General features: G+C 70.6%; 24 protein-coding genes. 8 read left to right on the top strand and 16 right to left on the bottom strand.

What is annotated here, in order from left to right; genetic code table 11:
* Nucleotides 1-42 precede the first annotated feature (42 nt).
* The 6 genes from M4D54_RS10560 to M4D54_RS10585 form a co-directional block, all read right to left on the bottom strand.
* A complete protein-coding gene (locus M4D54_RS10560) occupies nucleotides 43-381 on the bottom strand; it encodes a metal-sulfur cluster assembly factor (RefSeq protein WP_193866300.1) in 339 nt (112 codons plus the stop codon).
* Nucleotides 382-394: 13 nt separating this feature from the next.
* On the bottom strand, nucleotides 395-1,153 hold the full coding sequence (gene sufC / locus M4D54_RS10565; RefSeq protein WP_193866301.1) for a Fe-S cluster assembly ATPase SufC: 759 nt from the start codon (nucleotides 1,151-1,153) through the stop codon (nucleotides 395-397).
* Nucleotides 1,154-1,216: 63 nt separating this feature from the next.
* Nucleotides 1,217-1,555 (bottom strand): non-heme iron oxygenase ferredoxin subunit, encoded by a 339-nt coding sequence (locus M4D54_RS10570; RefSeq protein ID WP_193866302.1) that lies wholly within the window; start codon nucleotides 1,553-1,555, stop codon nucleotides 1,217-1,219.
* A complete protein-coding gene (gene sufD, locus M4D54_RS10575; RefSeq protein WP_193866303.1) occupies nucleotides 1,555-2,904 on the bottom strand; it encodes a Fe-S cluster assembly protein SufD in 1,350 nt (449 codons plus the stop codon). The genes M4D54_RS10570 and sufD overlap by 1 nt, the downstream gene beginning before the upstream one ends.
* Nucleotides 2,904-4,331 (bottom strand): Fe-S cluster assembly protein SufB, encoded by a 1,428-nt coding sequence (sufB, locus tag M4D54_RS10580; RefSeq protein ID WP_193866304.1) that lies wholly within the window; start codon nucleotides 4,329-4,331, stop codon nucleotides 2,904-2,906. Before sufB ends, sufD begins: the two co-directional genes overlap by 1 nt.
* Nucleotides 4,328-5,077, bottom strand: a complete 750-nt coding sequence (locus M4D54_RS10585; protein ID WP_259891339.1) for a metalloregulator ArsR/SmtB family transcription factor — start codon at nucleotides 5,075-5,077, stop codon at nucleotides 4,328-4,330. The genes sufB and M4D54_RS10585 overlap by 4 nt, the downstream gene beginning before the upstream one ends.
* Nucleotides 5,078-5,363: 286 nt before the next feature.
* Here M4D54_RS10585 and M4D54_RS10590 point away from each other — a divergent pair, with 286 nt between their 5' ends.
* The 5 genes from M4D54_RS10590 to map all read left to right on the top strand — a co-directional run bounded on the left by M4D54_RS10590 (nucleotide 5,364) and on the right by map (nucleotide 10,159).
* On the top strand, nucleotides 5,364-6,422 hold the full coding sequence (locus M4D54_RS10590; RefSeq protein WP_193866305.1) for a glutathione S-transferase family protein: 1,059 nt from the start codon (nucleotides 5,364-5,366) through the stop codon (nucleotides 6,420-6,422).
* A 105-nt stretch (nucleotides 6,423-6,527) separates the two neighbouring features.
* A complete protein-coding gene (locus tag M4D54_RS10595; protein ID WP_193866306.1) occupies nucleotides 6,528-7,385 on the top strand; it encodes an ABC transporter ATP-binding protein in 858 nt (285 codons plus the stop codon).
* Nucleotides 7,382-8,143 carry an ABC transporter permease gene (locus M4D54_RS10600; RefSeq protein ID WP_193866307.1) on the top strand — a complete coding sequence of 254 codons (762 nt, stop codon included), beginning with the start codon at nucleotides 7,382-7,384 and terminating at the stop codon, nucleotides 8,141-8,143. Before M4D54_RS10595 ends, M4D54_RS10600 begins: the two co-directional genes overlap by 4 nt.
* 130 nt (nucleotides 8,144-8,273) lie before the next feature.
* Complete coding sequence (locus M4D54_RS10605) at nucleotides 8,274-9,347, top strand: heme A synthase (protein WP_193866308.1); 1,074 nt, start codon at nucleotides 8,274-8,276, stop codon at nucleotides 9,345-9,347.
* Nucleotides 9,344-10,159 carry a type I methionyl aminopeptidase gene (gene map / locus M4D54_RS10610; RefSeq protein WP_193866309.1) on the top strand — a complete coding sequence of 272 codons (816 nt, stop codon included), beginning with the start codon at nucleotides 9,344-9,346 and terminating at the stop codon, nucleotides 10,157-10,159. Before M4D54_RS10605 ends, map begins: the two co-directional genes overlap by 4 nt.
* A 96-nt stretch (nucleotides 10,160-10,255) precedes the next feature.
* Here map and M4D54_RS10615 read toward each other — a convergent pair whose 3' ends face one another.
* From M4D54_RS10615 to M4D54_RS10640, 6 genes are all read right to left on the bottom strand, one after another.
* Complete coding sequence (locus M4D54_RS10615; RefSeq protein ID WP_193866337.1) at nucleotides 10,256-11,653, bottom strand: DUF222 domain-containing protein; 1,398 nt, start codon at nucleotides 11,651-11,653, stop codon at nucleotides 10,256-10,258.
* Between the two features lie 495 nt (nucleotides 11,654-12,148).
* Nucleotides 12,149-13,153 (bottom strand): phosphotransferase enzyme family protein, encoded by a 1,005-nt coding sequence (locus M4D54_RS10620; RefSeq protein WP_193866310.1) that lies wholly within the window; start codon nucleotides 13,151-13,153, stop codon nucleotides 12,149-12,151.
* A gap of 54 nt (nucleotides 13,154-13,207) precedes the next feature.
* Entirely contained in the window at nucleotides 13,208-15,163 is a 1,956-nt protein-coding gene (locus M4D54_RS10625; protein ID WP_193866311.1) for a 1-deoxy-D-xylulose-5-phosphate synthase, read from the bottom strand.
* A 308-nt stretch (nucleotides 15,164-15,471) separates the two neighbouring features.
* Entirely contained in the window at nucleotides 15,472-18,276 is a 2,805-nt protein-coding gene (locus M4D54_RS10630; RefSeq protein ID WP_259891345.1) for an aconitate hydratase, read from the bottom strand.
* A 236-nt stretch (nucleotides 18,277-18,512) separates the two neighbouring features.
* Nucleotides 18,513-19,838 (bottom strand): class I SAM-dependent RNA methyltransferase, encoded by a 1,326-nt coding sequence (locus tag M4D54_RS10635; protein ID WP_193866313.1) that lies wholly within the window; start codon nucleotides 19,836-19,838, stop codon nucleotides 18,513-18,515.
* Nucleotides 19,835-21,853, bottom strand: coding sequence for an APC family permease (locus M4D54_RS10640; RefSeq protein WP_259891348.1), 2,019 nt, complete (start codon nucleotides 21,851-21,853; stop codon nucleotides 19,835-19,837). Before M4D54_RS10640 ends, M4D54_RS10635 begins: the two co-directional genes overlap by 4 nt.
* A 91-nt stretch (nucleotides 21,854-21,944) precedes the next feature.
* Here M4D54_RS10640 and M4D54_RS10645 point away from each other — a divergent pair, with 91 nt between their 5' ends.
* On the top strand, nucleotides 21,945-22,652 hold the full coding sequence (locus M4D54_RS10645) for a TrkA family potassium uptake protein (RefSeq protein ID WP_193866315.1): 708 nt from the start codon (nucleotides 21,945-21,947) through the stop codon (nucleotides 22,650-22,652).
* The gene (locus tag M4D54_RS10650; protein WP_193866316.1) at nucleotides 22,649-23,326 is read left to right on the top strand and encodes a TrkA family potassium uptake protein; all 678 of its coding nucleotides are present in this window, start codon (nucleotides 22,649-22,651) and stop codon (nucleotides 23,324-23,326) included. Before M4D54_RS10645 ends, M4D54_RS10650 begins: the two co-directional genes overlap by 4 nt.
* On the opposite strand, the gene M4D54_RS10655 is transcribed toward M4D54_RS10650, so the two are convergent.
* The 4 genes from M4D54_RS10655 to dut are packed head-to-tail and all read right to left on the bottom strand — an operon-like array spanning nucleotide 23,253 to nucleotide 25,558.
* Nucleotides 23,253-23,999, bottom strand: a complete 747-nt coding sequence (locus tag M4D54_RS10655) for a DUF3159 domain-containing protein (RefSeq protein ID WP_193866317.1) — start codon at nucleotides 23,997-23,999, stop codon at nucleotides 23,253-23,255. The genes M4D54_RS10650 and M4D54_RS10655 overlap by 74 nt on opposite strands.
* Nucleotides 23,996-24,337 (bottom strand): OB-fold nucleic acid binding domain-containing protein, encoded by a 342-nt coding sequence (locus M4D54_RS10660; RefSeq protein WP_193866318.1) that lies wholly within the window; start codon nucleotides 24,335-24,337, stop codon nucleotides 23,996-23,998. Before M4D54_RS10660 ends, M4D54_RS10655 begins: the two co-directional genes overlap by 4 nt.
* Entirely contained in the window at nucleotides 24,334-25,071 is a 738-nt protein-coding gene (locus M4D54_RS10665) for a DUF3710 domain-containing protein (protein WP_193866319.1), read from the bottom strand. Before M4D54_RS10665 ends, M4D54_RS10660 begins: the two co-directional genes overlap by 4 nt.
* Nucleotides 25,072-25,075: 4 nt before the next feature.
* Nucleotides 25,076-25,558, bottom strand: a complete 483-nt coding sequence (gene dut / locus M4D54_RS10670; RefSeq protein WP_193866320.1) for a dUTP diphosphatase — start codon at nucleotides 25,556-25,558, stop codon at nucleotides 25,076-25,078.
* A 62-nt stretch (nucleotides 25,559-25,620) separates the two neighbouring features.
* Between dut and M4D54_RS10675 the strand changes: the two genes are divergently transcribed.
* A partial coding sequence (locus M4D54_RS10675; protein WP_259891353.1) for a DUF3093 domain-containing protein occupies nucleotides 25,621-26,077 on the top strand: 457 nt, incomplete at its 3' end.

Below are 26,077 nucleotides of genomic sequence, written 5' to 3' on the forward strand. Positions count from 1 at the left end.
CGCCCCCCCTTCCGATCGCTGTGGCCGGCTCAGCGGATCGGATCAGAGGTTGAACCCGATCGCGCGCAGCTGCTCGCGGCCGTCCTCGGTGATCTTCTCCATGCCCCACGGCGGCATCCACACCCAGTTGATGCGGTGGGACTCGGTGATGGGGTCCAGAGCCGCGAAGGTCTGCTCCTCGAGCAGGTCCGTCAGCGGGCAGGCGGCCGAGGTGAGGGTCATGTCCACCACGGCGTTGCCCTCCTCGACGGTGATGCCGTAGACCAGGCCCAGGTCGACGACGTTGATCCCCAGCTCGGGATCGATCACATCCTTCATCGCCTCCCAAACCTGCTCAGCGGTCGCGTGCTCGGAGGCACCGGGTGCGCTGGTCTCTGTCATGGCTCCTCCGTGGTCAGGCGGTGGGGGTGAGGTAGCGGTCGTAGCCCTCGGACTCGAGGCGCTCGGCGAGCTCGGGGCCGCCCTGATCGGCGACCTTCCCGTCGACGAACACGTGCACGAAGTCGGGCTTCACGTACTGCAGGATGCGGGTGTAGTGCGTGATCAGCATGATGCCCACGTCGGTGTTCTCCTTGGCGCGGTTGACGCCCTCGGAGACGATGCGCAGCGCGTCCACGTCCAGGCCGGAGTCGGTCTCGTCGAGGATGGCGATGCCGGGCTTGAGCAGCTGCATCTGCAGGACCTCGTGGCGCTTCTTCTCGCCGCCGGAGAAGCCCTCGTTGACGTTGCGCTCGGCGAAGGCGGGATCCATGCGGAGGTCCGCCATGGCACCCTTCATGTCCTTCACCCAGGTGCGCAGTGCGGGGGCCTCGCCGTCGATGGCGGTCTTGGCGGTGCGCAGGAAGTTCGAGACGGTCACTCCGGGCACCTCGACGGGGTACTGCATGGCCAGGAAGAGGCCGGCGCGTGCGCGCTCGTCGACGCTCATCTCCAGCACGTCCTCGCCGTCCAGGGTGACCGAGCCGGAGGTGATCTCGTACTTGGGGTGGCCGGCGATCGCGTAGGCGAGGGTGGACTTGCCCGAGCCGTTGGGGCCCATGATGGCGTGGGTCTCGCCCGCCTTGATGGTCAGGTCGACGCCCTTGAGGATCTCCTTGGTGCCCTCGGGGGTCTCGACGGTGGCGTGGAGGTCCTTGATCTCCAGGATCGACATGCGGTGGTTCTCCTCAGCTGTGCGGCCAGGCGCTTCGACCTGGCATTCGTTGTACGGGGATGTTCAGGGGGCGAGGGTCGCGGTCGGGTCGACCGAGATCTCGCCGGTGGTCTCGTCCACCCGCACCGGGTGCACCGGCACGGGGAGGACGGCGGGCAGCTGCAGCGGACGGCCGGTGCGCAGATCGAACTGGCTGCCGTGCTTCCAGCACTCGAGGGTGCAGCCCTCGACGTCCCCGTCGGAGAGGGGGACGTCCTCGTGGGAGCACCGGTCCTCGATGGCGTGGACGCCTCCGTCCTCGTCGCGCACCAGGGCGATCTCCACCCCGCCGGCGACGACGTCGATCGCCTCGCCCGGGGCGAGCTGATCGAGGGTGGCGACGGGGACGAAGGCGTCGGGCATCAGTTCATGCTCCGCTCGAGCTCGTTCTCGATCGACTCGAAGAGGTGCTCGCGGATCTCCGGGACGTCGATCTGCTGGATGAGCTCGGCGAAGAAGCCCCGCACGACCAGGCGGCGGGCCTCCTTCTCCGGGATGCCGCGGGCCATGAGGTAGAACAGCTGCTCGTCGTCGAAGCGACCCGTGGCGGCGGCGTGGCCGGCGCCCTCGATCTCCCCGGTCTCGATCTCGAGGTTCGGCACCGAGTCCGCGCGGGCGCCCTCGGTGAGCACCAGGTTGCGGTTCAGCTCGTAGGTGGTGGTGCCCTCGGCCTGCTTGCGGATCAGCACGTCGCCGACCCACACGGAGCGGGCCTTGGCCCCCTGCAGCGCGCCCTTGTAGGCGACGTTGGAGGTGCAGTTCGGTGCGGCGTGGTCCACGAACAGGCGGTGCTCGAGGAACTGATCGGCATCAGAGAAGTACAGTCCCAGGTTCTCCAGCTCGCCGCCGGGGGCGGCCAGCTCACCGATGACGTCCACGCGCACGCCGCTGCCACCCAGGGAGACCACGATGTGCTTGAGCTTCGCGTCGCGGCCCACGCGGGCGTGGTGGCGGGCGATGTGCAGCGCATCGTCGTCCCAGTCCTGCAGGGCGATGACGGTCATCTGCGAGTTGTCGCCGACGACCATCTCCACGTTCTGCGCGTACTGGGCGCTGCCGGTGTGGTTCAGCACGAAGGTGGCCGAGGAGGACTCCTCGGTCTCCAGCACGATGTGGGCATTGCCGCGGCGGTCGGCACCGCTGCCCGTGATCGCGACCCGGAAGGGCTCTGCCACGTCGGTGCCCTTGGGGGCCACCAGGTGCAGGGCCTGCTCGCAGCGGGCGGAGGCCACGGCGCTGGTGAGGTCCTCGGGCACCAGCACGGTGCCGCGGGGGGCCTGGCCGGGGGCCAGGTTCGCGACATCGGGAACACCCTGCGGGATCTCCACCTGGTAGTCCAGGGCCGGGTCGCCCTCGCGGTCGTCGGTGGCGACGTCCTCGAACAGCGGCGCGAAGCGGCGCAGCGGGGTGAAGCGCCACTCCTCGACCTTGGAGGTGGGAACCTCGTGGTCGGCGAGCTCGAAGGAGCGCTTGCGGTCGCCGCGGTTGGCGGCGCCGTGCGCGGCGGACTTCTCGCCCTCCTGGCCGGTCATGGTCAGGCCCTCGGACTCCAGCTCGGCACCGCTCGCGCGCGCGTCGCGGGCGTCGGACTCGTGCAGGACGTCCTGGGCGGAGACCGGCGCGGCGCCGGCCGCGTTGCCCGCGGCCTCGTTCGCCGTCGGGTCCCCGGCGCTCTCGGCACCCTTCACATCGGTGACATCGGACGAGGTCATCAGCCGACTGCTCCTTCCATCTGCAGTTCGATCAGGCGGTTCAGCTCGAGGGCGTACTCCATGGGCAGCTCGCGCGCGATCGGCTCGATGAAGCCGCGCACGATCATCGCCATCGCCTCGGTCTCCTCCATGCCGCGGCTCATGAGGTAGAAGAGCTGCTCCTCGGAGACCTTGGAGACGGTGGCCTCGTGGCCCATCTGGACGTCGTCGACGCGCACGTCCACGTACGGGTAGGTGTCGGTGCGGGAGATCTGGTCCACCAGCAGCGCATCGCACAGCACGGTGGAGGCCGAGTGCTCGGCGCCCGGCATCACCTGCACCAGGCCCCGGTAGGAGCTGCGCCCGCCACCGCGCGAGACCGACTTGGAGACGATCGAGCTGGAGGTGTGCGGCGCCATGTGCACCATCTTGGAGCCGGTGTCCTGGTGCTGGCCCTGACCGGCGAAGGCGATCGAGAGGGTCTCACCGCGAGCATGCTCGCCCATCAGCCACACGGCCGGGTACTTCATGGTGACCTTGGAGCCGATGTTGCCGTCGACCCACTCCATGGTGCCGCCCTGCTCCACCGTGGTGCGCTTGGTGACCAGGTTGTACACGTTGTTCGACCAGTTCTGGATGGTCGTGTACCGCACGCGGGCGTCCTTCTTCACCACGATCTCGACCACGGCCGAGTGCAGGGAGTCGGACTTGTAGATCGGGGCGGTGCAGCCCTCGACGTAGTGCACGTACGAGCCCTCGTCCGCGATGATCAGCGTGCGCTCGAACTGACCCATGTTCTCGGTGTTGATCCGGAAGTAGGCCTGCAGCGGGATCTCCACATGCACGCCCTTGGGGACGTACACGAAGGAGCCGCCGGACCACACGGCGGTGTTCAGCGCGGAGAACTTGTTGTCACCGGCGGGGATCACGGTGCCGAAGTACTCCTGGAAGATCTCCGGGTACTCGCGCAGACCGGTGTCGGTGTCCACGAAGATGACGCCCTGCTCCTCCAGGTCCTCGCGGATCTGGTGGTAGACCACCTCGGACTCGTACTGCGCGGCGACACCGGCAACCAGGCGCTGCTTCTCGGCCTCGGGGATGCCGAGGCGGTCGTAGGTCTCCTTGATGTCCTCCGGTAGCTCCTCCCAGGAGGTCACCTGCTTCTCGGTGGAGCGCACGAAGTACTTGATGGTGTCGAAGGCGATGCCGGAGAGGTCCGGGCCCCAGGTCGGAATCGGCTTCTTGTCGAAGAGCTTGAGCGCCTTCAGGCGGCGCTCGAGCATCCACTCTGGCTCGTCCTTCAAGCGGGAGATGTCACGGACGACCTCCTCGCTCAGACCTCGGCGGGCGCTGGCGCCGGCCGAGTCCTCGTCGTGCCATCCGTAGGCGTAGTTGCCGATGGACGCGATGATCTCGTCCTGGCTGAGCTGCTCTGGTGCGCTCGTCATGGTGTCCTTCCCTCGGTGAGCGGAATGTGGGTCGTGCAGGCATGTGCTCCCTGGGCCAGAGTGGCCAGACGCTGGACCGGGGCTCCGACGATGCGGGAGATGACGCGGGTCTCGGCCTCGCACAGCTCCGGGTGCCCGGACGCGACGTCCAGGACCGGGCAGTGCCCGTGGCACAGCTGCGCCGTCATGAGCGTACGCGGGCGGGAGCGCCCTCGTGCACCGGCTGTCGGCAGGGGGACCGTGAGGGGGCGCACGGTGGTGGCGTACCCGCGGGAGGTGAGCAGCTCCGCGAGCAGCTCGACCCGGCGCTCGACGGTCACCCGTTCGCCCTGCGCGATCCTATCGACCACCAGGGACTCCAGCTCGCTCTCCCAGTCGGCCACGCGGCGATCGGCCAGGCGCCGCACTGCATCGGTGCCTCCCTCCCGCACCAGCTCCTCCATGGCCAGCACGGCGAGCTGGTCGTACCCCCCGGGCAGCGACTCGTGCGCGGAGGCCGAGAGCACGAACGCCTTGGAGGGCCGGCCGCGCCCGCGGCGGGCCACAGGGGCCTCGTGCTCGGCGATGACGTCGTCGGCCAGCAGCGCCGCCAGGTGCCGACGCACGGCCGCACTGGTGAGACCGAAGCGCTCGGCCAGCTGACGCGCGGTGACCGGACCGTGGGTGGAGATGGCCTCGATCAGCCGCTCACGGGTGTCGCGGAGATCCGGGTCGGCGGGTCGCTGGTCGCTGTCGATGTGGTCCACGCGCTCCTCCTCCCTCGCGCGCCCGTCGCGAATCGGGCACGCGCGCCTCGCGTCTGTTGCACTCGTGTGTATTTCACAAGCATTTGCTTGCATAAACCGTATCGCATCGCCGACCTCGATGCGGGACCGTCGGGGACTGATCCGAGTGAGGATCTCCACCCCTCTTGAGCTTACTTCAGTTTTCAATCATAATGGTGCCGACGGTCCCTCGGCGGTGGATCCCGCACACGGCGGATCACCATCAGGGCGGAACCCGACACCCGTCCCACGACAGGAGAAGCACGCCATGAGCACGCAGGAGACCAACGAGCACGACCGAAAGGGCAGCTACGTCCGCAAGGGCGAGTCCTTCGACCGGGACATGAACTACATCCCCACCCGCATCACCAAGGACGGCGAGGACGGCTACCCCGTCGAGGCCGGCCGCTACCGCCTGGTGGTCTCGCGCGCCTGCCCCTGGGCCAACCGCACCATCATCGTGCGCCGCCTGCTGGGCCTGGAGGATGCCCTGTCCATGGGCATCGCCGGTCCCACCCACGACAAGCGCTCCTGGACCTTCGACCTCGACGAGGGCGGCAAGGACCCGGTGCTCGGCATCGAGCGCCTGCAGGAGGCCTACTTCAAGCGCATCCCCGACTACCCCCGCGGCATCACCGTGCCCGCCATCGTGGACACCCGCGACGGCGCCGTGGTCACCAACGACTTCGGACAGATCACGCTGGACCTGAGCAGCCAGTGGACCGAGTTCCAGCGGGAGGGCGCACCGGACCTCTACCCGGAGCACCTGCGCGCCGAGATCGACGAGCTGAACGACTGGATGCTGCACCGGGTCAACAACGGCGTGTACAAGGTGGGCTTCGCCGGGTCGCAGGAGGCCTACGAGAAGGAGTACCACCTGCTGTGGGAGGCGCTGGACGAGCTGGAGGAGCGCCTGTCCACCCGCCGCTACCTCATGGGCCCATCGATCACCGAGGCCGATGTACGGCTGTTCCCCACCCTGGTGCGCTTCGACGTCGCCTACCACGGCCACTTCAAGGCCAATCGGCAGACCCTCGCCACCATGCCCAACCTGTGGAACTACCTCAAGGACCTGTTCCAGACCCCGGGCTTCGGCGACACCGTGGACTTCCAGCACATCAAGGAGCACTACTACTACGTGCACACCGACATCAACCCCACCCAGATCGTGCCGCTGGGCCCGGACATGAGCCACATCCTGGAGCCGCACGACCGCGATCGCTTCGAGACCGACACCTGGGGTCCCGGTGGCACCGCCCCCGAGCCCCCGCTGGCCTCCGAGGTGGTGGAGCCGGAGCACACCCCGCTGCACCTCCAGGGGCGCTGAGGCCGCTCCCGTCGATGCACGGGTGACCTACGAGCGCGTGCCCCGGCCGAGGCCGGGTGTCCGCTTTTCACCGGGGCGCCCGGCCCCGCCTACCATGGGGGCGCCATGCACAACGACACCCCCGCCCTCGTCGCCGAGGACCTGACGCTCTCCTACGGCCCCGTCCGGGCCCTGGACGGGCTCGATCTGCGGGCCGAGCACGGGGCCGTCACCGCCGTGCTGGGCCCGAACGGCGCCGGGAAGACCACCGCCATCTCCTGCGCCACGGGCCTGCTGCGACCGGACGGCGGCTCGGTCCGGGTGCTGGGCGAGGATCCCTGGCGCGCCGGCCCCGGGCACCGCGCCCGCGTCGGCGTGATGATCCAGGACGGCGGGCTCACCTCCGGTGCACCGGCCCTGACCCTGCTTCGCTATGGGGCGAGCCTGCACGCCGATCCGCTGGACGTGGACGAGGTGGCCCAGCACCTGGGCATCGACGAGTTCGGCGGCACCCTGGTGCGGCGGCTCTCCGGCGGGCAACGGCAGCGCCTGGCCCTTGCCCTGGCGATCATCGGCCGGCCTGACCTGGTGTTCCTGGACGAGCCGACAGCGGGCATGGACCCGTCGATCCGCCGCCGGGTGCGCACCCTCATCAAAGGACTCGCCCGCACCGGCACCGCCGTCGTGCTCACCACCCACCTCATGGACGACGTGGCCGGGCTCGCCGATTCGGTGTGCGTGATCGCCCGCGGCAGGGCCCTGGCCTCGGGCTCCGTGGACGAGGTCATCAGCGACCATCAGGCGGGCCGGGGGGCCGCCTGCCTGCAGGCCACCCTGCGTGACATCGAACCCGGATCGCTCGATGCCCTCACCGCTGACCTGCAGTCCCTGGCCGCGAAGCACGGGGCCCGACTCGAGCTAGGCGCCGGCGGTGCGGCGGACCTCGAGAGCGTCCTGCTGGACCTGATGGAGGAGGACGCATGAACACCCACGTGATCGCCCCTGCTCCCCCGCTGCGCCGGATCCTCTCGCACGCCGCGCTGGAAGCGCGCATCCTGCTGACCAACGGTGAGCAGATCCTGGTCGCCATCGTGATGCCGGCGCTGGTGCTGATCGGCCTGCGCCTGCTCCCGGTGGGGCGCCTCGAGGACGTCGCCCCCATTGACACCGCCATGGCCGCCACGCTCGCCACGGCCCTGGTGTCCACCTCCTTCACCTCCCAGGCCATCCAGACCGGCTTCGACCGGCGCAACGGCGTGCTGCGCTGGGTCGCCACCACTCCCCTGGGCCGCGACGGCTACCTGGCCGGCAAGATCCTCGCCACGCTGGGCGTCCACGTGCTCCAGGTCCTGGTGCTGAGCCTGCTGGGGATCGCGCTGGGCTGGCGCCCCGAGGTGACCGGACTGCTTCTGCTGGTGCCGGTGTGGCTGACCGGGACCGTCGCCTTCGGCTCCCTGGGGATGCTGGTGGCCGGAACGCTGCGCACCGAAGCGGTGCTGGCCGTGTCCAATCTGCTCTTCCTGCTGTTCGTCTCCGTCGGTGGCATCGCGTTCCCCCTGGTCAGCTATCCGCGGATCCTGCGGGGTCTGGTGGATCTGCTGCCCTCGGGCGCCCTCGGCGAGCTGATGCGGGCGGGCCTGGGCGGTGGGGCCCTGATGGTCGGCTCGTTCCTGGTGCTGCTGGTGTGGGCGGTGGGCGGTGTACTCGCGGTGATCCGCTGGTTCCGCTGGACGGACAGCTGAGTCCGTTTTCGGCACCGGGCCGCCGGAGCCGACTCGTCGTCCGCTCATTCGGATGAGGACTCCATCGCATTCGACCTCGACGCTGCTGCGCCGGACCGAACGTCCAGACGACATCCTTAGAATCGTCGCCATGTCCTCCCAGCCCGCTGAGTCCACCGTGCCGCACCCGTCCGATCCGCTGCCCGAGCAGCACGGCCGACTCAGCACCCAGCCCGATCCGCGCCTGCCCTCGTGGTCTGCCGCATCTCGCGCACGGATCGCGGCGATCGCCTTCTGGGGGAACCTGATCTGCCAGATGGGGATCATCCTGTCCGGCGGGGCGGTGCGCCTGACGGCAAGCGGGCTGGGCTGCTCCACCTGGCCCAACTGCGAGCCCGGGCAGTTCACCCCGGAACTCACACTGGAGGCCGGCATCCACCCCTTCGTGGAGTTCGGCAACCGCACCCTCACCGGTGTGCTGGGGGTCTTCGCCATCGCGGTGCTGCTGGTGTCCTGGCGCTGGCTGCGCCACAAGGGCGCGGGCTTCCGGCGCCTGGCCTGGGTTCCGCTGATCGGCACCGCCCTGCAGGCGATCATCGGTGCCTTCGTGGTGCGGCTGGATCTGCACCCGGGGCTGGTGAGCCCCCACTTCCTGATCTCGCCGGTGATCGTCGCGGCCTCCACCGTGCTGGTGGTGCGCCTGTACGAGGGCGACGGCACGGCACGGCGCACGGTGCCCTGGTCGACGGTCGCTCTGTACGCCGCGATCGCCGCCCTCGGCTTCACCGTGCTGGTGCTGGGAACCCTGGTCACCGGCACCGGCCCGCATTCCGGTGACGACGGGGAGATCACACGCATCGCCATCGACCCTCGCCTGATCTCCCAGATCCACGCGGCCTCGGTGTGGCTGTTCTGCGCCCTGCTCGCGGTACTGCTGGTGCTCCTGCACCGCGATCCCCGCAGCGCGCAGGCCCGGGTCTCGGCCTGGGCGCTGGTGGCGCTGACCGCGGTCCAGGGCGTGATCGGGTACGTCCAGTACTTCACCGGACTGCCCGAGCTGCTGGTGTTCTTCCACCTGCTGGGGGCCGCCCTGTTCGCGGCCGGGATCGCCTGGGTGGGGGCGCGCCTGGTGAGCTGGCACAGCGATAAGGCACCCGGAGACTCCGAGGCGGGCCCTGGCCGTGCTGGCCGGATCACCGCCGCGGCGGACGGGAGCGCCCGATGATCCGCGGGCGCCGTCGACGCCGCCGGGACTCCACGCTGGAGCTGCCCGCGCTCGAGCAGGCCCGCCCTGCAGGCCAGTTCGTGGCCTCGGTGCTGTCGGAGCTCAGCAGCACCGTGGACGTGGGCTGGAACCTGCTGGAGGTGGACGCCCGGGCGCACGAGATGATCCGCGAGGCCGGCGCCACCAGCTGCTACATCGACTACCACCCCGTCTTCGGGGCATCGCCGTTCGGATACGTGATCTGCACGTCGGTCAATGACGGGGTGCTGCACGGCCGGCCCCGCGACCAGGTGCTGGCCGACGGCGATCTGGTCTCGCTGGACTTCGCCGTGGAGGTGGAGGGCTGGGTGGCCGACTCCTGCGTGTCCTTCGTGGTGGGCGAGGCCCGGGAGGAGGACCTCCGTCTGATCGCCGACACCGAGTCGGTGATGTGGGCGGGGATCCGTCAGGTGCGGGCCGGCAGCACCGTGGGCGACATCGGCCACGCGGTGATGAACGAGGCGCACCGGCTGGGCTACACGATCAACGAGCAGTTCGGCGGGCACGGCGTGGGCCGCACCATGCACGAGGCGCCCTTCGTGCCGAACAAGGGCGTGCCCGGCAGTGGCGCCGAGCTGGTGGCCGGGCAGCTGATCACCGTCGAGCCGTTCCTGATGCCCACCACCCATGAGCTGGTGGTCGACGAGGTCGACGGCTGGACGCAGCGCTCGGCGGACGGCTCCCGCGGCGCCCACGCCGAGCACACCCTGTACGTGACCGACGGCGATCCGATCGTGCTCACCGCGCGGCCGGGTGTGCCGGTGCTTCTGTGAGCGCACAGTTATTCCGGTGATCCCACCGTTCATCGCGCTTTCCACTGCGAGCACCACGGATCCCGTCGCCGCCGCCACGTCTCCCATCGGGACCGATCAGAACGGCTCGAGGTCCTCCACCGGGATCCAGGAGTCAGGGACGAACCACTCCTCCACCACCTGCCATGGCGGATAGGGGAAGTCCTCCTCCCCCGCGCCCTCGGGCTGCCATGGATCCATCGCCCCCTCATCGTGCGGCACCGAGTGCCCCGCATCGCCGGAAACCGATGGCTCAGCGCACAGCTCCTCCCGCAGGCGCGGCGGACGGGACCGGTAGCTGTGCCCGCTGGGTGCTGTGAGGATCAGATCACCGCCACCTCCCTCGCCGCTGATCCGAGTGCTCCACCCGGGCAGCTCCGCTACGTGGTTCAGCCGCTCGCACGTCCCGACCCCGTTGGCGGGGGTGGTCTCCCCACCGCTCGCGTACCCGTGCACGTGATGCACGTGGCGTATCGGGGCATCGCACCAGGGTCCGCGGCAGCGCTGATCGCGTGCGCTGATGAAGGCGCGGACCTGGCCGGCAAAGACCCGGCGACGGGCGTCGATGGCCGTGAGGTCACCGCTGACCGGATCCGCGTACAGACGACGGATCCACCGCACCGGTGCAGGCGCTGCGCTTGGAGCGGGCCGATGCTGCGCCGCGGAGGGAGCGGCCCCCGCGGCATCGGGATCCCGTAGCTGCGTCTCGGGGAACAGTGCGCCGGTCAGGGCCAGGTTCCGGGCCACCGGGCCGGGGATGGGGTGCCCGTCGATCAGGGCGACGTCGGCTCCGTCCCCCAGGAGGGTGGTATCGGTCATGAGCAGGTGGATCTCGACGGGGACGACCTCCCCCTCGGCGGTGCCGGTGACCCTCTGCATGAGGGTGTCGGCCATGACGGCGCCACGCGATCGCTGATCGCCCGTGGCCTTCGCTGCGCTCGCGGCCTGGGCCAGCGCCGCGTAGGCGGCAACGCCCTCATGGGTGGGAAGCAGGGCGGTCAGGCGCATCATTCCCTCCCCCGCTGCGCGCTGGGTGACGGTGCGCTGAGCAGTGCTGCGGCGCACTCTCTCGACAGCGGCCTCGGCGTTCAGCCGCTCAGCAACCGCGCGGGCGACCCGGCCGGCTCCCCGCGCAGTGAGCTCCGGCAGGCGGGCAGCGATCTCGGCATCCACGGTGGCGCGTTCGTCGTCGTCCAGGACGATGACGGCCCGGGAGACCTCCTCGGCCGCCCAGCCGGAGATCTCTCCGGCCTCCAGCAGCGCGAGGGTACGTGGCAGCGACTCCACGAGGACCCGACGCAGGCTGAGCTGGTTCCCGGCGGCCGCCGGGGAGATGCGACGGGCCAGGCCGACCTCGTGCCCGACGCCGCTGCCGGCCTTCGCCACGGGGAGCCCGGCCTCGCGTTCGGCTCGGACCCGCACATGACGAAGCTGTACTTCCAATCGGCTCTGAACAGCATCCAAGGAGTTCTTCATGCGTTCGATCTGGCCGATGGTCTCTACCAGCGCGTGATCGGGAGGGGCCGAGCCGAGAGCGGGGCCGGGTGCGTCGTGCCCTGTGCAGTCACAGGCGAGCTCCACCAGGGTTCTGACTGCTTCGCTCGCCGACGCGGTGGCGTTCAGCAGCGGCGACTCGTGCGCAGCGCTCGTGGATGTCCCGTGCACAGCCGCCCCTCTTCGATCGACGTGGATTCGACCCTCGCGGCGGATCCGACCTTCGCAGTGGATTCGACCCTCGCGGCGGATCCGACCTTCGCAGTGGATTCGACCCTCGCGGTGGATTCGAGCATCTATTCGGTAGGGACGACAGTACCGAGCGCCTCCGACATTCGACACAGCGCAGCTGCGTCTGTGGATGGAGGCATGATGGGGAGGGTCCTGGAGCACCGGACCGGTCGATCACGCTCGAGAGACGACCATGCCCCAGCGGGTTCCGGGCAGAACGCAGCAGGACGGATCCGGCAGACGGGGTCAGGGAAGCCGGTACCCGCTCGGATCCCACAGCGCCAACGACCGCAGGTAGCCCCCCTGCACCGGATCCGCCCAGGCCTGTTCATCGTTGTCCTCGAGCACCCAGGTACCCTCCTCCCACCACATGTGGTCCACGGCCGCCGACCACAGCTCGCGCTCGGCCGGCGTGAGCGTCACGTGCTCGCCGTATGCGCGGGCGAACACTTCCCATTCCTCGTGGTTCATCATCCGGGCCGGTGCACCAGGGCACTCGCAGTGGAACAGCACCAGCGCCATCGCCAGGTCGAGCAGCCGAGGCTCCACGCCGCCGTTGTCGGGATCCACGAGTACCGGGCCGGTCGGGGTGAAGACGACGTTGGAAGCCTTGTAGTCCGAGCTGACCCCGGTGCGCGGCAGCTCGGCATCCCGTGCCCTCAGAGCCGGCCAGGAGTGCTCCCACCAGCGATCGGCGAGGGCAGTGAGACCCGCCTGGGCGGCATCGGCCTCCTCGCACGGCAGATGCGCGGTGACGACATCGCGCAGGGTGCCGAGATCGGAGTCGACATCGGCACGCTCGGTGTCCGGATGGGAGTACGCGCGCAGGCCGTCCGTGGGCACCTGCGCCGCGTGAAGGCGTCCCAGCAGGTCACCGGCGGATCGGATCTGCTCGGTGGTCCCGGTGTAGGACTCCCCGTCGATGAACGGGTAGAGCACCCACTGGTCGCCATCCAGCTCGAGGGGCCCGGCCACCGCGCTCACCACAGTGACCCCTGCATCTGCGAGGGCTCGCGTCCACCTGGCCATCGCCTCTGCCCGAGTATCGGTCACCTTGGCCACGACGTGCTCCCCCGTGGACGTCACCGCACGATGGACTCGCGCGAAGCGCGTGAGGCTCATCGGCTCGATGGAGGTGAGCCGGAAGTCACGCTGCAGGGCGAGAAGGCGGCTATCGGCGGTCGGGCCGTTCGGCACGGTCGAGGGGTCCGGCGCAGTCGCGCCGTCCGGCGTCGGGGAGATGGAGCTCATGGCACCAGGATGCACGCCCCCGCGCCGTCGGCGCGAGCGGTCTTCACCCCGTTCTCACCCGAGCACGGAGCGTATCGATGCCTCGATCCCCGCCGCGTCCAGGCCGTTCTCCGCCAGGATCGCATCCCTCTTGGCGTGCGGGATGAACTCCTGGATGACCCCGAGGGTGCGCACCGGCGGCATCGGGGTGCCCACCGTGGCGCGCTGTGCGAGCCGCACCGCGAGGGCCGCGCCGATGCCGCGCTCGGCCACGCCGTCCTCCACCGTGACCACCGCACCCGCGGAGGCCGCCAGGTCGACGATCGACGAGGACAGCGGCAGGGCCTGCACCGGGTCGAGGACGACCACGTTCGGGCCATCGTCCCCCGCCTGCTCGCGCAGTGATCGCGCCGCCTCGACCGCACGGTGCGCGAGGGCGCCGATGGAGACCACCAGCACGTCGATCGGCAGCTCGGGATCACCGGCCAGCACGTCACCGGCATCGATCCGGGCCGTCGCCGGCAGTTCTGACGGGCAGGCGCCCTTCGGGAAGCGCACCACCGACGGGCCACCGGTGCCCAGGGCCGATGGGAGCGCCTCGGCCAGGCGCTCGCCGTCGCGCGGTGCCCACAGAGAGGCGCCCGGCACCTGGGCGGTCACCGCGAGGTCCCAGATGCCGTGGTGGCTGGGGCCGTCATCACCGGTGACGCCGGCGCGGTCCAGGGTGACGGTGACGTCCTCGCTGTGCAGGGCGACGTCCAGCAGCAGCTGGTCGAAGGCGCGGTTGAGGAACGTGGAGTAGAGCGCGAGCACAGGCTTGGCACCGCCATGGGCGAGGCCGGCGGCGGTGTCCATCGCCAGCTGCTCCGCGATGCCCACGTCGAGCACCCGGCCGGGCAGTTCCCGCTGCATCGGGGTCAGGCCCACGGGGTCCACCATGGCGGCGCTGAGGGCGACCACGCGCCCGTCCGCGCGGGCGGCCTCCAGCACCGCCTCGCCGAAGCATGCGGTCCAGGTGGTTGTAGGGGCGGGGGCATCGGCCGGCGGGTAGACCTCGGCCTCGGTGGGCGGTTCGATCTCGAAGGGGCCGGTGGCGTGCCAGTGGTCCATGACATCGGCCTCGGCGCGCTCGAATCCGGCGCCCTTGCGGGTGACCACGTGGAGGACCACGCCCGAGGAGGCAGGATCCTCCGCGGCGATGCGGGCCTGGGCGAGGGCCGGCGCCAGGGCGGCATGGTCGTGGCCGTCAATGGGGCCGATGTAGTGCAGGCCCAGGGCGGTGAACAGATCCTCCCCGGCGCTCACGGTGCCGTCTCGCAGGTCCTGCAGGTGCCGGGCGAGGCCGCCGACCGTGGGGGCGTAGGAGCGGGTGTTGTCGTTGAGGACAACCACGGTGCGGGTGCCGATGTCGGAGGCCAGCTCGTTGAGCGCCTCCAGCCCCACGCCCCCGGTGAGCGCACCGTCGCCGATCACGGCGACGGTGGTGGCCGGATCCCCAGCGAGGCGACGGGCACGGTCGATTCCATGGGCCCAGGCGATCGAGCCCGAGGCGTGGGAGTTCTCCACCACGTCGTGCTCGGACTCCCCGCGATCCGGGTAGCCCGACACTCCCCCAGCGCTGCGCAGGCCCTCGAGGCCGGCGCGGCCGGTGAGCATCTTGTGCACATAGGCCTGGTGGCCGGTGTCGAACACGATCGCCTCTCGCGGGGAGTCGAACTCGCGGTGCAGGGCGATGGTCAGCTCCACCACTCCGAGGTTCGGCCCCAGGTGCCCTCCGGACCGTGAGGTGATCTCCAGCAGGCGCCGACGCAGGGTGCGGGCCAGCGCCGGCAGGTCCTCGGGGGGCAGTGCGCGCAGTGCGGCGGGATCACCGGGGATCTCCACGTCGGTCTGCCCCGGCTGTGCGGGATCGCCCGTGGCATCGATGTCCGCCAGCAGCGACCCGGGGACGGCGGAACCCGCGGGCTCGAGGGCCTCGCGGGAGGCAGCGGGCTGTGCATGCACGACGGGATGCTCCTGAGTGGTGGACACGCGGGGATCCTCCTCGATCACGACTGCGGAACGCACACCAGAGTACGACGCGATGACCTGTGATGACGGGAAGCATGGTCACATCTGTGCAGATCTTCACCGGTGGTTCACGCCGTATCAGGGAGGTGTGCAACGCCGTGCAGACCAGACGGGAGACGGTGCAGCAAAACACCTCGAGTGCGGCGAAGCGGGTCCGCAGACCGCCGACGGCCCGGGCGGAGTCTCCTCCGCCCGGGCCGTCGGGCACCGGGTCGATCAGCGGGCCATGCGCTCAGCGGATCCCGGGGTCAGCGTGCGAACTGCAGAGATCACGCCTTCACCAGGGAGCGCAGCACGTACTGCAGGATGCCGCCGTTGCGGAAGTAGGCCGCCTCACCGGGGGTGTCGATACGCAGCACGGCATCGAAGGTGACCTCCGAGCCGTCCTCCTTGGTGGCCTTGACCTGGACCGTCTTCGGGGTGTCGCCGTCGTTCATCGCGGTGACGCCGGTGATGTCGAAGGTCTCGGTGCCGTCCAGCCCGAGGGTGTCGGCGGTCTCGCCCTGGGGGTACTGCAGCGGCAGCACGCCCATGCCGATCAGGTTCGAGCGGTGGATGCGCTCGAAGCTCTCGGTGATCACGGCCTGGACGCCCAGCAGCTTGGTGCCCTTGGCGGCCCAGTCGCGGGAGGAGCCGGAGCCGTACTCCTTGCCGGCCAGGACCACCAGGGGGATGTCCTTCTCGGCGTAGGCCTGGGCGGCGTCGTAGATGAACTCCTGCTCACCGGTCAGGAAGTTCTTCGTGTAGCCGCCCTCCACACCGTCCAGCAGCTGGTTCTTGATGCGGATGTTGGCGAAAGTGCCGCGGATCATCACTTCGTGGTTGCCGCGGCGGGAGCCGTAGGAGTTGAAGTCCTTGCGCTCCACGCCGTGCTCACGCAGGTACCGGCCGGCCGGGGAGTCGGCCTTGATGGAGCCCGCCGGCGAGATGTGATCGGTGGTGGTGGAGTCGCCCAGCTTCACCAGCACGCGGGCACCGGTGATGTCCTGGACCGGATCCGGCTCGATGCCCATGCCCTCGAAGTACGGGGGCTTGCGCACGTAGGTGGACTCGGGGTCCCACTCGAAGGTCGCGCCCTCCGGGGTCTCCAGGCTCTGCCAGCGCTCGTCGCCGGTGAAGACGTCCTTGTAGTCCTCGGTGAACATCTCCTGGGAGATGTTCTCGGCGATGACCTGCTCCACCTCGGTGGGGCTGGGCCAGATGTCCTTGAGGTAGACCTCGTTGCCCTCCTGGTCCGTGCCCAGCGGGTCGTTCTCGAAGTCGAAGTCCATGGTGCCCGCCAGCGCGTACGCGATGACCAGCGGCGGGGAGGCCAGGTAATTCATCTTCACGTCGGGGTTGATCCGGCCCTCGAAGTTGCGGTTGCCCGAGAGCACCGCGGTGACGGCCAGGTCGTTCTCGGCGATCGCGTCGGAGATCTCCGGGGCCAGGGGCCCGGAGTTGCCGATGCAGGTGGTGCAGCCGTAGCCCACCAGGTGGAAGCCCAGCCCCTCCAGGGCCGGCCACAGCCCGGCGCGCGTGTAGTAGTTGGTGACCACCTGGGAACCGGGGGCCATCGACGTCTTCACCCAGGGCTTAACCTCCAGGCCGCGCTCCAGGGCGTTCTTGGCCAGCAGGCCCGCGGCCATCATCACCGAGGGGTTCGAGGTGTTGGTGCACGAGGTGATCGAGGCGATCGAGACGATGCCGTGGTCGATCGTGAAGTCGTGGCCCTCCACCTCGGTGGGGCGGGTGGCGCGGCCGCTGACCTGGTGGTGCTCAGCCGGTGCCTGGCCGCCGGAATCGTTGTCGGACTGCGGGGAGGCGGGATCCGAGGCCGGGAAGGAGCCGGACTCGGCCGGGTCGGGCCTGTCGGCACCGCCACCGGCGAGCGCGTCGTCCCCGGTGTAGGAGGGCAGCACCTCGCGGAAGGACTCCTTGGCCTCACTGAGCACGATGCGGTCCTGCGGGCGTTTGGGGCCCGCGATCGAGGGCACCACGGTGGACAGGTCCAGCTCGAGGTACTCGGAGAAGGCCGGCTCCACCGAGGGGTCGTGCCACAGGCCCTGGCGCTTGGCGTAGGCCTCCACCAGCGCCAGCTGCTCCTCGGAACGGCCGGTGAGGCGCAGGTAGTCCAGGGTGACCTGGTCGATGGGGAACATGGCGGCGGTGGAGCCGAACTCGGGGCTCATGTTGCCGATGGTGGCACGGTTGGCGAGCGGCACCTGGGCCACGCCGTCGCCGTAGAACTCCACGAACTTGCCCACCACGCCGTGCTGGCGGAGCATCTCTGTGATGGTCAGCACCACGTCGGTGGCGGTGGCAGCCGGCGGGATCTCCCCGGTGAGCTTGAAGCCCACCACCTTGGGGATGAGCATGGAGACGGGCTGGCCGAGCATCGCGGCCTCGGCCTCGATGCCGCCCACGCCCCAGCCCAGCACGCCCAGCCCGTTGACCATGGTGGTGTGGGAGTCGGTGCCGACGCAGGAGTCCGGGTAGGCGCGCAGCACCCCGTCGGTCTCCCGGGTCATCACGGTGCGGGCCAGGTACTCGATGTTGACCTGGTGGACGATGCCGGTGCCCGGGGGCACCACCTTGAAGTCGTCGAAGGCGGTCTGGCCCCAGCGCAGGAACTGGTAGCGCTCGTTGTTGCGCTCGTACTCCAGCTCGATGTTGCGCTCGAGGGCGTCGATGCGGCCGGCCACGTCGATCATCACGGAGTGGTCGATGACCAGCTCCGCCGGGGCCAGCGGGTTGATGCGCTCGGGATCCCCGCCGAGCTCCTCGACGGCCTCGCGCATGGTGGCCAGGTCCACGACGCAGGGCACGCCGGTGAAGTCCTGCATGATCACGCGGGCCGGGGTGAACTGGATCTCGGTGGAGGGCTCCGCCTCGGGATCCCAGTTCGCGATGGCGCGCACGTGATCGGCGGTGATGTTGGCACCGTCCTCCGTGCGCAGAAGGTTCTCCAGCAGGATCTTGAGGCTGTAGGGCAGCTTCTGGGCGCCGTCGACGGCGTCGAGGGCGTAGATCTCGTAGTCGGTTCCGCCGACCGCGAGCGTCTGCTTCGCGGCGAACGAGTCGATCGTGCTCACAGTGCGATCTCCTTCGGGGTGGGGCGTCTCACCCATCGTAGGTGCGTCGGCGCCGCTCCGCGCCCGACATCACGCGCAGTGCGCGCATCGGGCGACGATCCACTGCCCTCACGGGCCATCGGGCGTCCGACTCTCACCGAAAAATTATCTTGACGTCAAGATAAATGGTAGCACGCTGCTCCGCGATTCTGCTCGCCGCGGCAGCGGCGTCGGTCTCGAGGTGGGTGTCGGAGTCCTCAGCGCGTGGATCCGGGCTCCAGCACCGTCACCGATTCGATGTGGTGGGTGTGCGGGAACAGGTCGAAGGCGCGCACGTCCACCACCGACCATCCGGCACGCTCGGCGGCGGCGAGGTCCCGGGCCAGGGTGGACGGCTCGCAGGAGACGTACACGATGCGGCGGCGCACCTTCGCCGTCAGCAGCCCGATCAGCTCCACGCCTGCTCCGCTGCGCGGCGGATCCAGCACCACGCAGTCCACCCCTCCCTTGCGGGCGCGCACCCAGTCGGTGACATCCGCGGTGGCCGCGCTCACCTGGGGCAGGTCCTGGAGGTTCTCCGCCGCCAGGACCGAGGCGCGCCGGTTGCCCTCGACGGTCAGCACCTGCCCGTCGGGGCCCACCTGATCCGCGGCGACGGCCGCGAACAGGCCGACACCGCCGAAGAGGTCCCACGCACTGCCGCCGCGAGGTGCGCGCAGCGCATCGCTGACCACCTCGGAGAGCAGCTCGGCGGCCCGCCGGTGCACCTGCCAGAAGCCGGTCGCGGAGACGGTGAAGAGCCGCTCCCCCACGCGCTCGCGCACGGTGCCGTCCCCGTGCAGCGGAACCAGACCGCGCGCGGTGCGCACGCTTACATCCGCATCACCCCACGCCTGGGGGACCTCGAGCCCTGCCGGATCGAGCTCCCGACCGATCAGCACGACGCTCGCCGGCCCTGCCGACGGCGCCACGACATCGACGGCCTCGGTCCCGGGCGGCGCCGTCCAGGCTCCCAGGCCGAGATCTCGGATCGCCTGGGCCGCCAGCGGGTTGTCGCCGACCTCACGCACCTCGTGGGAGCGCCATCCGCGCATGCCCACCCGGCCGTGCTCGTCCACCGCGAAGCGCACCCGGGTGCGCCAGCCCAGGCCGTCCATGTCGTGGGGAGCGGGCTCGACCTGGACGTCCTGGAGCGGGTAGGAGGTCACCCCCGCACGGCGCAGCAGATCCTGCATGACCTCGGTGGCGATGCGGCGCTGGGCCGGCAGCGCGATGTGGGCCCATTCGGCTCCGCCCACGCCGTCCACACCGGCCTCGGGCCACACGGTGGGCACCCGGTCCAGACCGGCCTCGAGCACGTCCACCGTCTCGGCGCGCCAGAACCGGGCGGAAGTCGCCTCGCTCGGGTCCTCCAGCACTCGAGCGGTCACCGTCTCCCCAGGTGCGGTGCCACGAACGAAGACCACGCGGCCCTCGTGGCGCGCCACGAAGGTCCCGCCGGCCGCCGGAGCGCCGACCGTCAGGGTGAGGTGCCGGGCGGCGCCGGCCTCATCGGCGTGGCGGTGGTCCTGGTCGGGGCTCATCGCGCCCTCCCCCTTCCTCGCAGTGCGGCAGAGCGCACTTCGTCCTGCACCTGGTCGACGGCTTCCTGCGCGCTCCCCAGCTGCCAGGGGACCGTGGCCACGACCACACGGGGCAGGTGCTCGAGGCGGGCCCTCAGCCGCCGCGCGGAGTGGTTGTGCAGCAGTGCCTCCCACCAGTGTCCCACCAGGAACTCCGGGATGTAGACGACCACCTCGTCCCGGGGGCTGCGTGAGAGCAGGTTCATCACGTGGGCAAGGACCGGCGCGCTGAACTGCCGATAGGGCGCGTACAGGACCCGCAGGGGGATCTGCACATCCAGATCGCGCCAGCGATCTGCCACCGCCCGCCAGTCCACGTCCTCGTCGTCGACGATGATCGCCTCGATGGTGGTGGGGCGGGTCGCCGAGGCCACCGCGAGGGCTCTCATGGTGGGGCGGTCCAGGGAGGCCACCAGCACCAGGGCGTGGGACCTGGCCGGCCGCGGCATCGGATCCTCCTGGTCGGTGGGCAGAGCCAACTCGCTGCGCACCCGCTGGTAGTGACGGTGGACGCCGGACATCAGCAGCCACAGCAGCAGCATCGCCGACACCGCCACCCACGCACCGTGCGGCAGCTTCGTGACCAGGACGATCACCAGCACCAGCGTGACGACCGCGAAGGCGAAGGCGTTCACCGCGCGACGGCGTGCGATCCTCCGGCGCTGAACCCCGCTGGTGATCACCCGCAGCTGCTTGCTGAAGTGGATCGTCATGCCCAGCTGCGCCAGGGAGAAGGAGACGAACACCCCCACGATGTACATCTGGATCAGCAGGCTCACGCGGGCACCCGTGAGCCACACCAGCAGGATCGACGCCAGGCTCAGGGCCAGGATCCCGTTGGAGTAGGCCAGCCTGTCGCCGCGCTGGCGCAGCTGGCGGGGCAGGTTCCGTGAGCGGGCCAGGGCACAGGCCAGGTTGGGGAAGCCGTTGAACGCCGTGTTGGCGGCCAGGAACAGCACCACCCCGGTGCTGATCAGGACCACGTAGAACAGCGGTGAGCCGCCCCCGAAGACCGCCTGGGCGATCTGGGCGATCACCGGGATCTGCTGGTAGTCCGTCACCTGCGCGCCGTCCCGGGTGAGCTGTGTGGCGGGATCCTCCACGTAGCGCACCCCGGTGGCGCCGGCCAGCACGATGATGCCCAGGATGAACACTGAGGAGATCGCCCCCAGGATCACGAGCGTGGTGGCTGCGTTGCGGGACTTCGGAGGGCGGAACGACGGGACCCCGTTGCTGATCGCCTCCACGCCCGTGAGCGCAGCGCAGCCCGAGGAGAAGGCGCGCAGCACCAGGAGTGCTCCGCCCAGGGCGGTCAGCCCCTGGTCGAAGGCGGCATCCGGCTCGATCTCGTAGCCGGCGCTGGGCGCGTGCCCCAGAGTGCCGGTGAGGGCCTGCACCGCGCCCAGCAGCAGCAGCAGGCCGAGCGATCCCATGAACAGGTACACCGGGATCGCGAGGGTGCGGCCTGACTCGCGCACCCCGCGCAGGTTCACCAGCGTGACCAGGATGATCAGGCCGATCGCGATCCACGTCTCCCATCCGTGGAGGACGGGCAGGCCGCCGGTGGTGTAGTGCGCGGCCTGCGAGATCGACACGGCCACCGTGAGCACGTAGTCCACCAGCAGGGCGCTGCCGACGACGCGACCTGCCCGCTGGCCGAGGTTGTCCTGCACCACCCGGTAGTCGCCGCCCCCGTCGGGGTACTCCTGGACGTTGTGCCGGTTGGCGGCCACCACCACCGCCATCAGCGCCACCACGGCGAGCGCGACCCAGGGACTGACCGCGTAGGCCGTCATCCCGGCCAGCGCCAGGGTCAGCAGGATCTCGTCCGGCGCGTAGGCGACGGAGCTGAGGGCGTCGGAGGCGAAGGTGGGCAGTGCGAGTCGCTTGGGCAGTCGCTCGCGTGAGAGGTCCTCCGTGGCGAAGGCGCGGCCCAGGAGCGCTCGCTTGATGGTGGAGGTGGTGAGGCCCGGCACGCGGTCAACTGTAAGCCCGCAGGGCCATGGGTCTATCGTGACCCTCGCACGTGCCGCACCGAGCGCCACGGGCGCACCGGAGGAGAGATCGATGCACTTCGTGATCATGGGCTGCGGGCGGGTGGGCGCGATGCTCGCCGCGTCGCTGGTCGATCGGGGCCACACCGTGGCCGTGATCGACCAGGATCCCGCGGCCTTCGCGCGTCTGGGACGCGACTTCGCCGGGGAGAGGGTGGCCGGGCTGGGCTTCGACCGCACCACGCTGGAGCGGGCCCGCATCCGTGAGGCGGCCGGCTTCGCCGCCGTGTCCAGCGGGGACAACTCCAACATCATCGCGGCCCGCGTGGTGCGCGAGGAGTTCGGGGTGCGCCGCGTGGTCGCCCGCATCTACGACCCCCACCGGGCGGAGGTGTACGAGCGGCTCGGCATCGCCACGGTGCCCACGGTGCGCTGGGCCGCGGCCCAGGTGATGGGCCGGCTCCTGCCGGGAACCCCTGAGCGTCAGTACCGGGACGTCTCCGGCGCTCTCACCATGATCGCCCTCCAGCCGCACCCGTCGTGGATCGGCACCCCTCTGTCGCACGTGGAGCGCGAGACCGGCTCCCGGGTGGCCCACCTGACCCGCTTCGGTGAGGGCGTGCTCCCGGGTGTCGACGCGCACGTGCAGGACGGCGACCGCCTGCACCTGCTGGTGCCCACCGGTCAGCTCGAGAGAGTGGAGACGCAGCTGGCCCACCAGCGCGACGAGGACGAGGTGCGGGAGAGCTACGACCGGGCACTGCGGGGTGAGCGGGAATGAAGATCGTGATCGTGGGGGCCGGGAGCGTGGGCAGGTCCATCGCCCGCGAGCTGATGGAGAAGGGGCACCGCCTGGTGCTCATCGACCGCAAGGTCACGCCCGAGCGGCGCACCGCGCTGCCGGGGGCGCAGTGGGTGTGCGGCGACGCGGCGGAGCTGGGCGTGCTGCGCGAGGCGGCGATCGAGGAGGCCGACGTCCTGGTGGCCGCCACGGGCGATGACAAGGTGAACCTGGTCGTCTCCCTGCTGGCCAAGACGGAGTTCCTGGTGCCGCGCACGGTGGCGCGCGTCTCCCATCCCGACAACGAGTGGATGTTCGGCCCCATGTGGGGGGTGGACGTGGCGGTGTCGACACCGCGGATGATCACCGCCCTGGTGGAGGAGGCCGTGAGCGTGGGTCGCGTGGTGCGCCTGTTCCAGTTCGCCGGCAGCGACACCCAGATGGTGGAGATCACGCTGCCCGCCTCGAGCCCCGCGGTGGGCCGCACCGTGGGGTCCATGCGCTGGCCGACGGGCTGTGTGCCGGTGGGGATCATCCGGGACGGCCGTCCGATGGCCCCCACCCCTCACGACGCGCTCGAGAGCGGGGACGAGCTGCTGTTCATTGCCGAGCCGGCGGAGGTGGGGGCGATGGAGCGCCTGCTGGCTCCGGCTGACGAGCCGCACGACGGCTGAGAAGGGAGCGGTGCATCAGCCACACCAGGTAGGCGATCACCGCGAACGCCGGCAGCCCCATGGCGAGCTTCGCCACCCCCAGCGCGGCCACCTGTCCGGTCAGCAGCAGCGGCACCTGGACGGCGAGCTTGGCGGCGTACAGGCCGGCGAACAGCCACGTGGCCCGGGCGTACACGCGACGGGCATCGCGGTCCTGAGCCCAGTCCTCCACCCGCGGGTCGAGCATCCCGATGAACAGTCCCACCAGGGGGCGACGGGCGAGCAGGGAGATGAGCAGCACGCCCAGTGCCACCGCGTTGATCACGATCCCCGGTGCGTAGAAGTCGCTGCCCTCGCCGCTGCGCACGGCGAGCACGGCGCCCAGCGCCACGCCCAGCAGCCCGCCCAGCACGGTGGCAGGGCTCTGGCGCTGCACGATCCGTGCGAGCAGCGCCAGCACCACGACGGCCACGGCCGCCACCGCGGAGATCATCACCGATCGGGTGGCCACGTAGAGAACGACGAACAGCAGTGTGGGGACGACGGACTCGATCACGCCGCGCGGGCCGCCCACGGCCTCGGCCACGGAGAACTGCTCCTGCTGCAGCAGCGTGCCCACACCCCGGGAGCGGGCCGGGGACCGCTGAGGGGATGACTGACCTGCGGCCGGTGGTTCGGCAGGGGTGGTGCTCATGTCTCCTCCTGACCGCTGATCCGGGTGATCTCGTAGCGGGGGTTGTACATCACCCGGCGGCCGCCGCGCCGGGCGGCGAAGCCCGTCACGGACAGGCGCGCGCCGGGCTCGATGCCGGGGATGCGGTCGCGGCCTAGCCAGACCAGGGCGATGGTGCCGGTGCCGTCGTCGAGCTCGGCCTCGACCGCGGGTGCCGCACTGCGCGGCAGCACCACCAGGGAGCTGATCACGCCCGCCAGGTGCGCCTTGCGGCGGTCGTCGATCGAGGCGACGGTGTCCGGGGCGCCCCCTCCCCGCGCCCCGGGACGGCTTCCATTCGCGGCGGAACGGGGACTCATCCGACCTCGGTGATCTCGGGCCCGCGCTCGAGCGGATCGATCAGCGCCGCCTTCTGCGGGATCAGCCCGGGCCGCTGGCCGGGCAGCGTCAGCGGGATCAGCTCCTGGGGTGCCATGGCGTCGCCGCCGCGCACCACCACCAGGCGGGAGATGAGCGTCTCGAAGCGGCGAGACTTCGTCCTGTCCGACAGGGCGGGGCCGGTGAGGATCGCGCGCAGGAACCAGCGCGGGCCGTCCACGCCGATGAAACGGGCCGGGCGGTACCCCGTGCGGCCGTCGGCCCGGTTGACCGGCAGGCGCGTGATCAGCTCGGTGCCGAACGCTCCGGAGCGGGTCTCGGCGGTGCCGCCCTGCTTGACCACGGAATCCCGCAGAGACGTCCGCACCTCGTCCCACAGGCCGCGGGACTTCGGCGCAGCGAAGGCCTGCACCTGCAGCGAGGAGCCGTCGATCACCATGTTCGCGCCGGTGACGGTGCCGGTGCGCTGGTCCACCTCCATCCGCAGCTCCATGCCGTCGATGGTCGGCACCTGCAGACCGCCCAGGTCGATGCGGTCCTCCTCGGGGGCATCGGGCTGGTCGTAGGGGCCGGCCTCGAGGTGCTCGGGGCGGGCCTCCGATGCGTCGGCGGTGTCGTCGGTCTCGGCGTCGTCGGCCTCAGAGGTCGAGGCGGCGGCCTCGTCGGCGCGGTGCGTGGGGGCGTCCTTGCGGCGCCCGCGGGAGAACAGTGCCATGCGTTCAGCCTTCCTTCCGGTGGCCAGGACCGAAGCCGCCGCTGGAGCCGAAGCCCGCGCTGGCCCGGTCGGTGTCGTCGAGCTCGTCGACCTGCTCCAGCGCAGGGGCCAGGAACGGCACGATCACCAGCTGGGCGATGCGGTCGCCGCGGCGCAGGGCGAAGGGCTGGTCGAGGTCGGTGTTGTGCAGCGGCACCCGGATGGGGCCGCGGTAGCCCGCGTCCACGATACCCGGGCCGTTCAGCACGGTGATCCCGTGGCGGGAGGCCAGGCCCGAGCGGGGGCAGACCAGTCCCACGGTGCCCGTGGGCAGGGCGACGGCGGTCCCGGTGTCCACCAGTGCGCGCCCGCCCGGGGGGATCTCCAGATCCTCACTGCTGGTCAGGTCCAGGCCGGCGTCGTCGGCGTGGGCGCGATGCGGCAGCGGCACGCCGGGCTCGAGCCGGATCTGCAAGGTGGTGCGCGGAGCGGTCTGGTCGTCGGACATGGACCCAGGGTAGGGGCTGCGCAGGAGGAGCCGGTCCCAGGGGTGCGTGAGACCATGCCGTCATGCCCGATCAGCCCCGCCCCGCAGCGTCCCCTGTCCCCGCTCGCCCGACGGCGCCCGTGTTCCACGAGCGCCTGCTGCCGGGGCCCGGCGCCTGGATCGTGATCGCCCTCCTCGGCGCCACCTTCGGTGTGATCCTGGTGCCGCTGTCGTACACCCTGGCCGCCGTGGTGGGGGTGCTGGCTCTGGTGGTGGTCTGCGCACTGGCCTACGTCAGCTCCCCGGTGCTGGAGGTGCGCGACGGGCAGCTGACCCTGGGCAGGGCCCGGATCCCGGTGGAACTGCTGGGCGAGCCGGTGGTGCTGGAGGGCGAGCAGTGGGAACGGGTGATGGGTCAGGACTTCGAGCCCATGGCCCATCACTGCACGCGCGGCTGGATCCACTCGGGGGTGCGCATGGAGGTGCTGGACGAGACGGACCCCACCACTGCGTGGGTGGCGTCCTCGCGCCGTCCGGAGG

Source organism: Brachybacterium sp. p3-SID1565 (assembly GCF_025143785.1).
GTDB lineage: Bacteria > Actinomycetota > Actinomycetes > Actinomycetales > Dermabacteraceae > Brachybacterium > Brachybacterium epidermidis.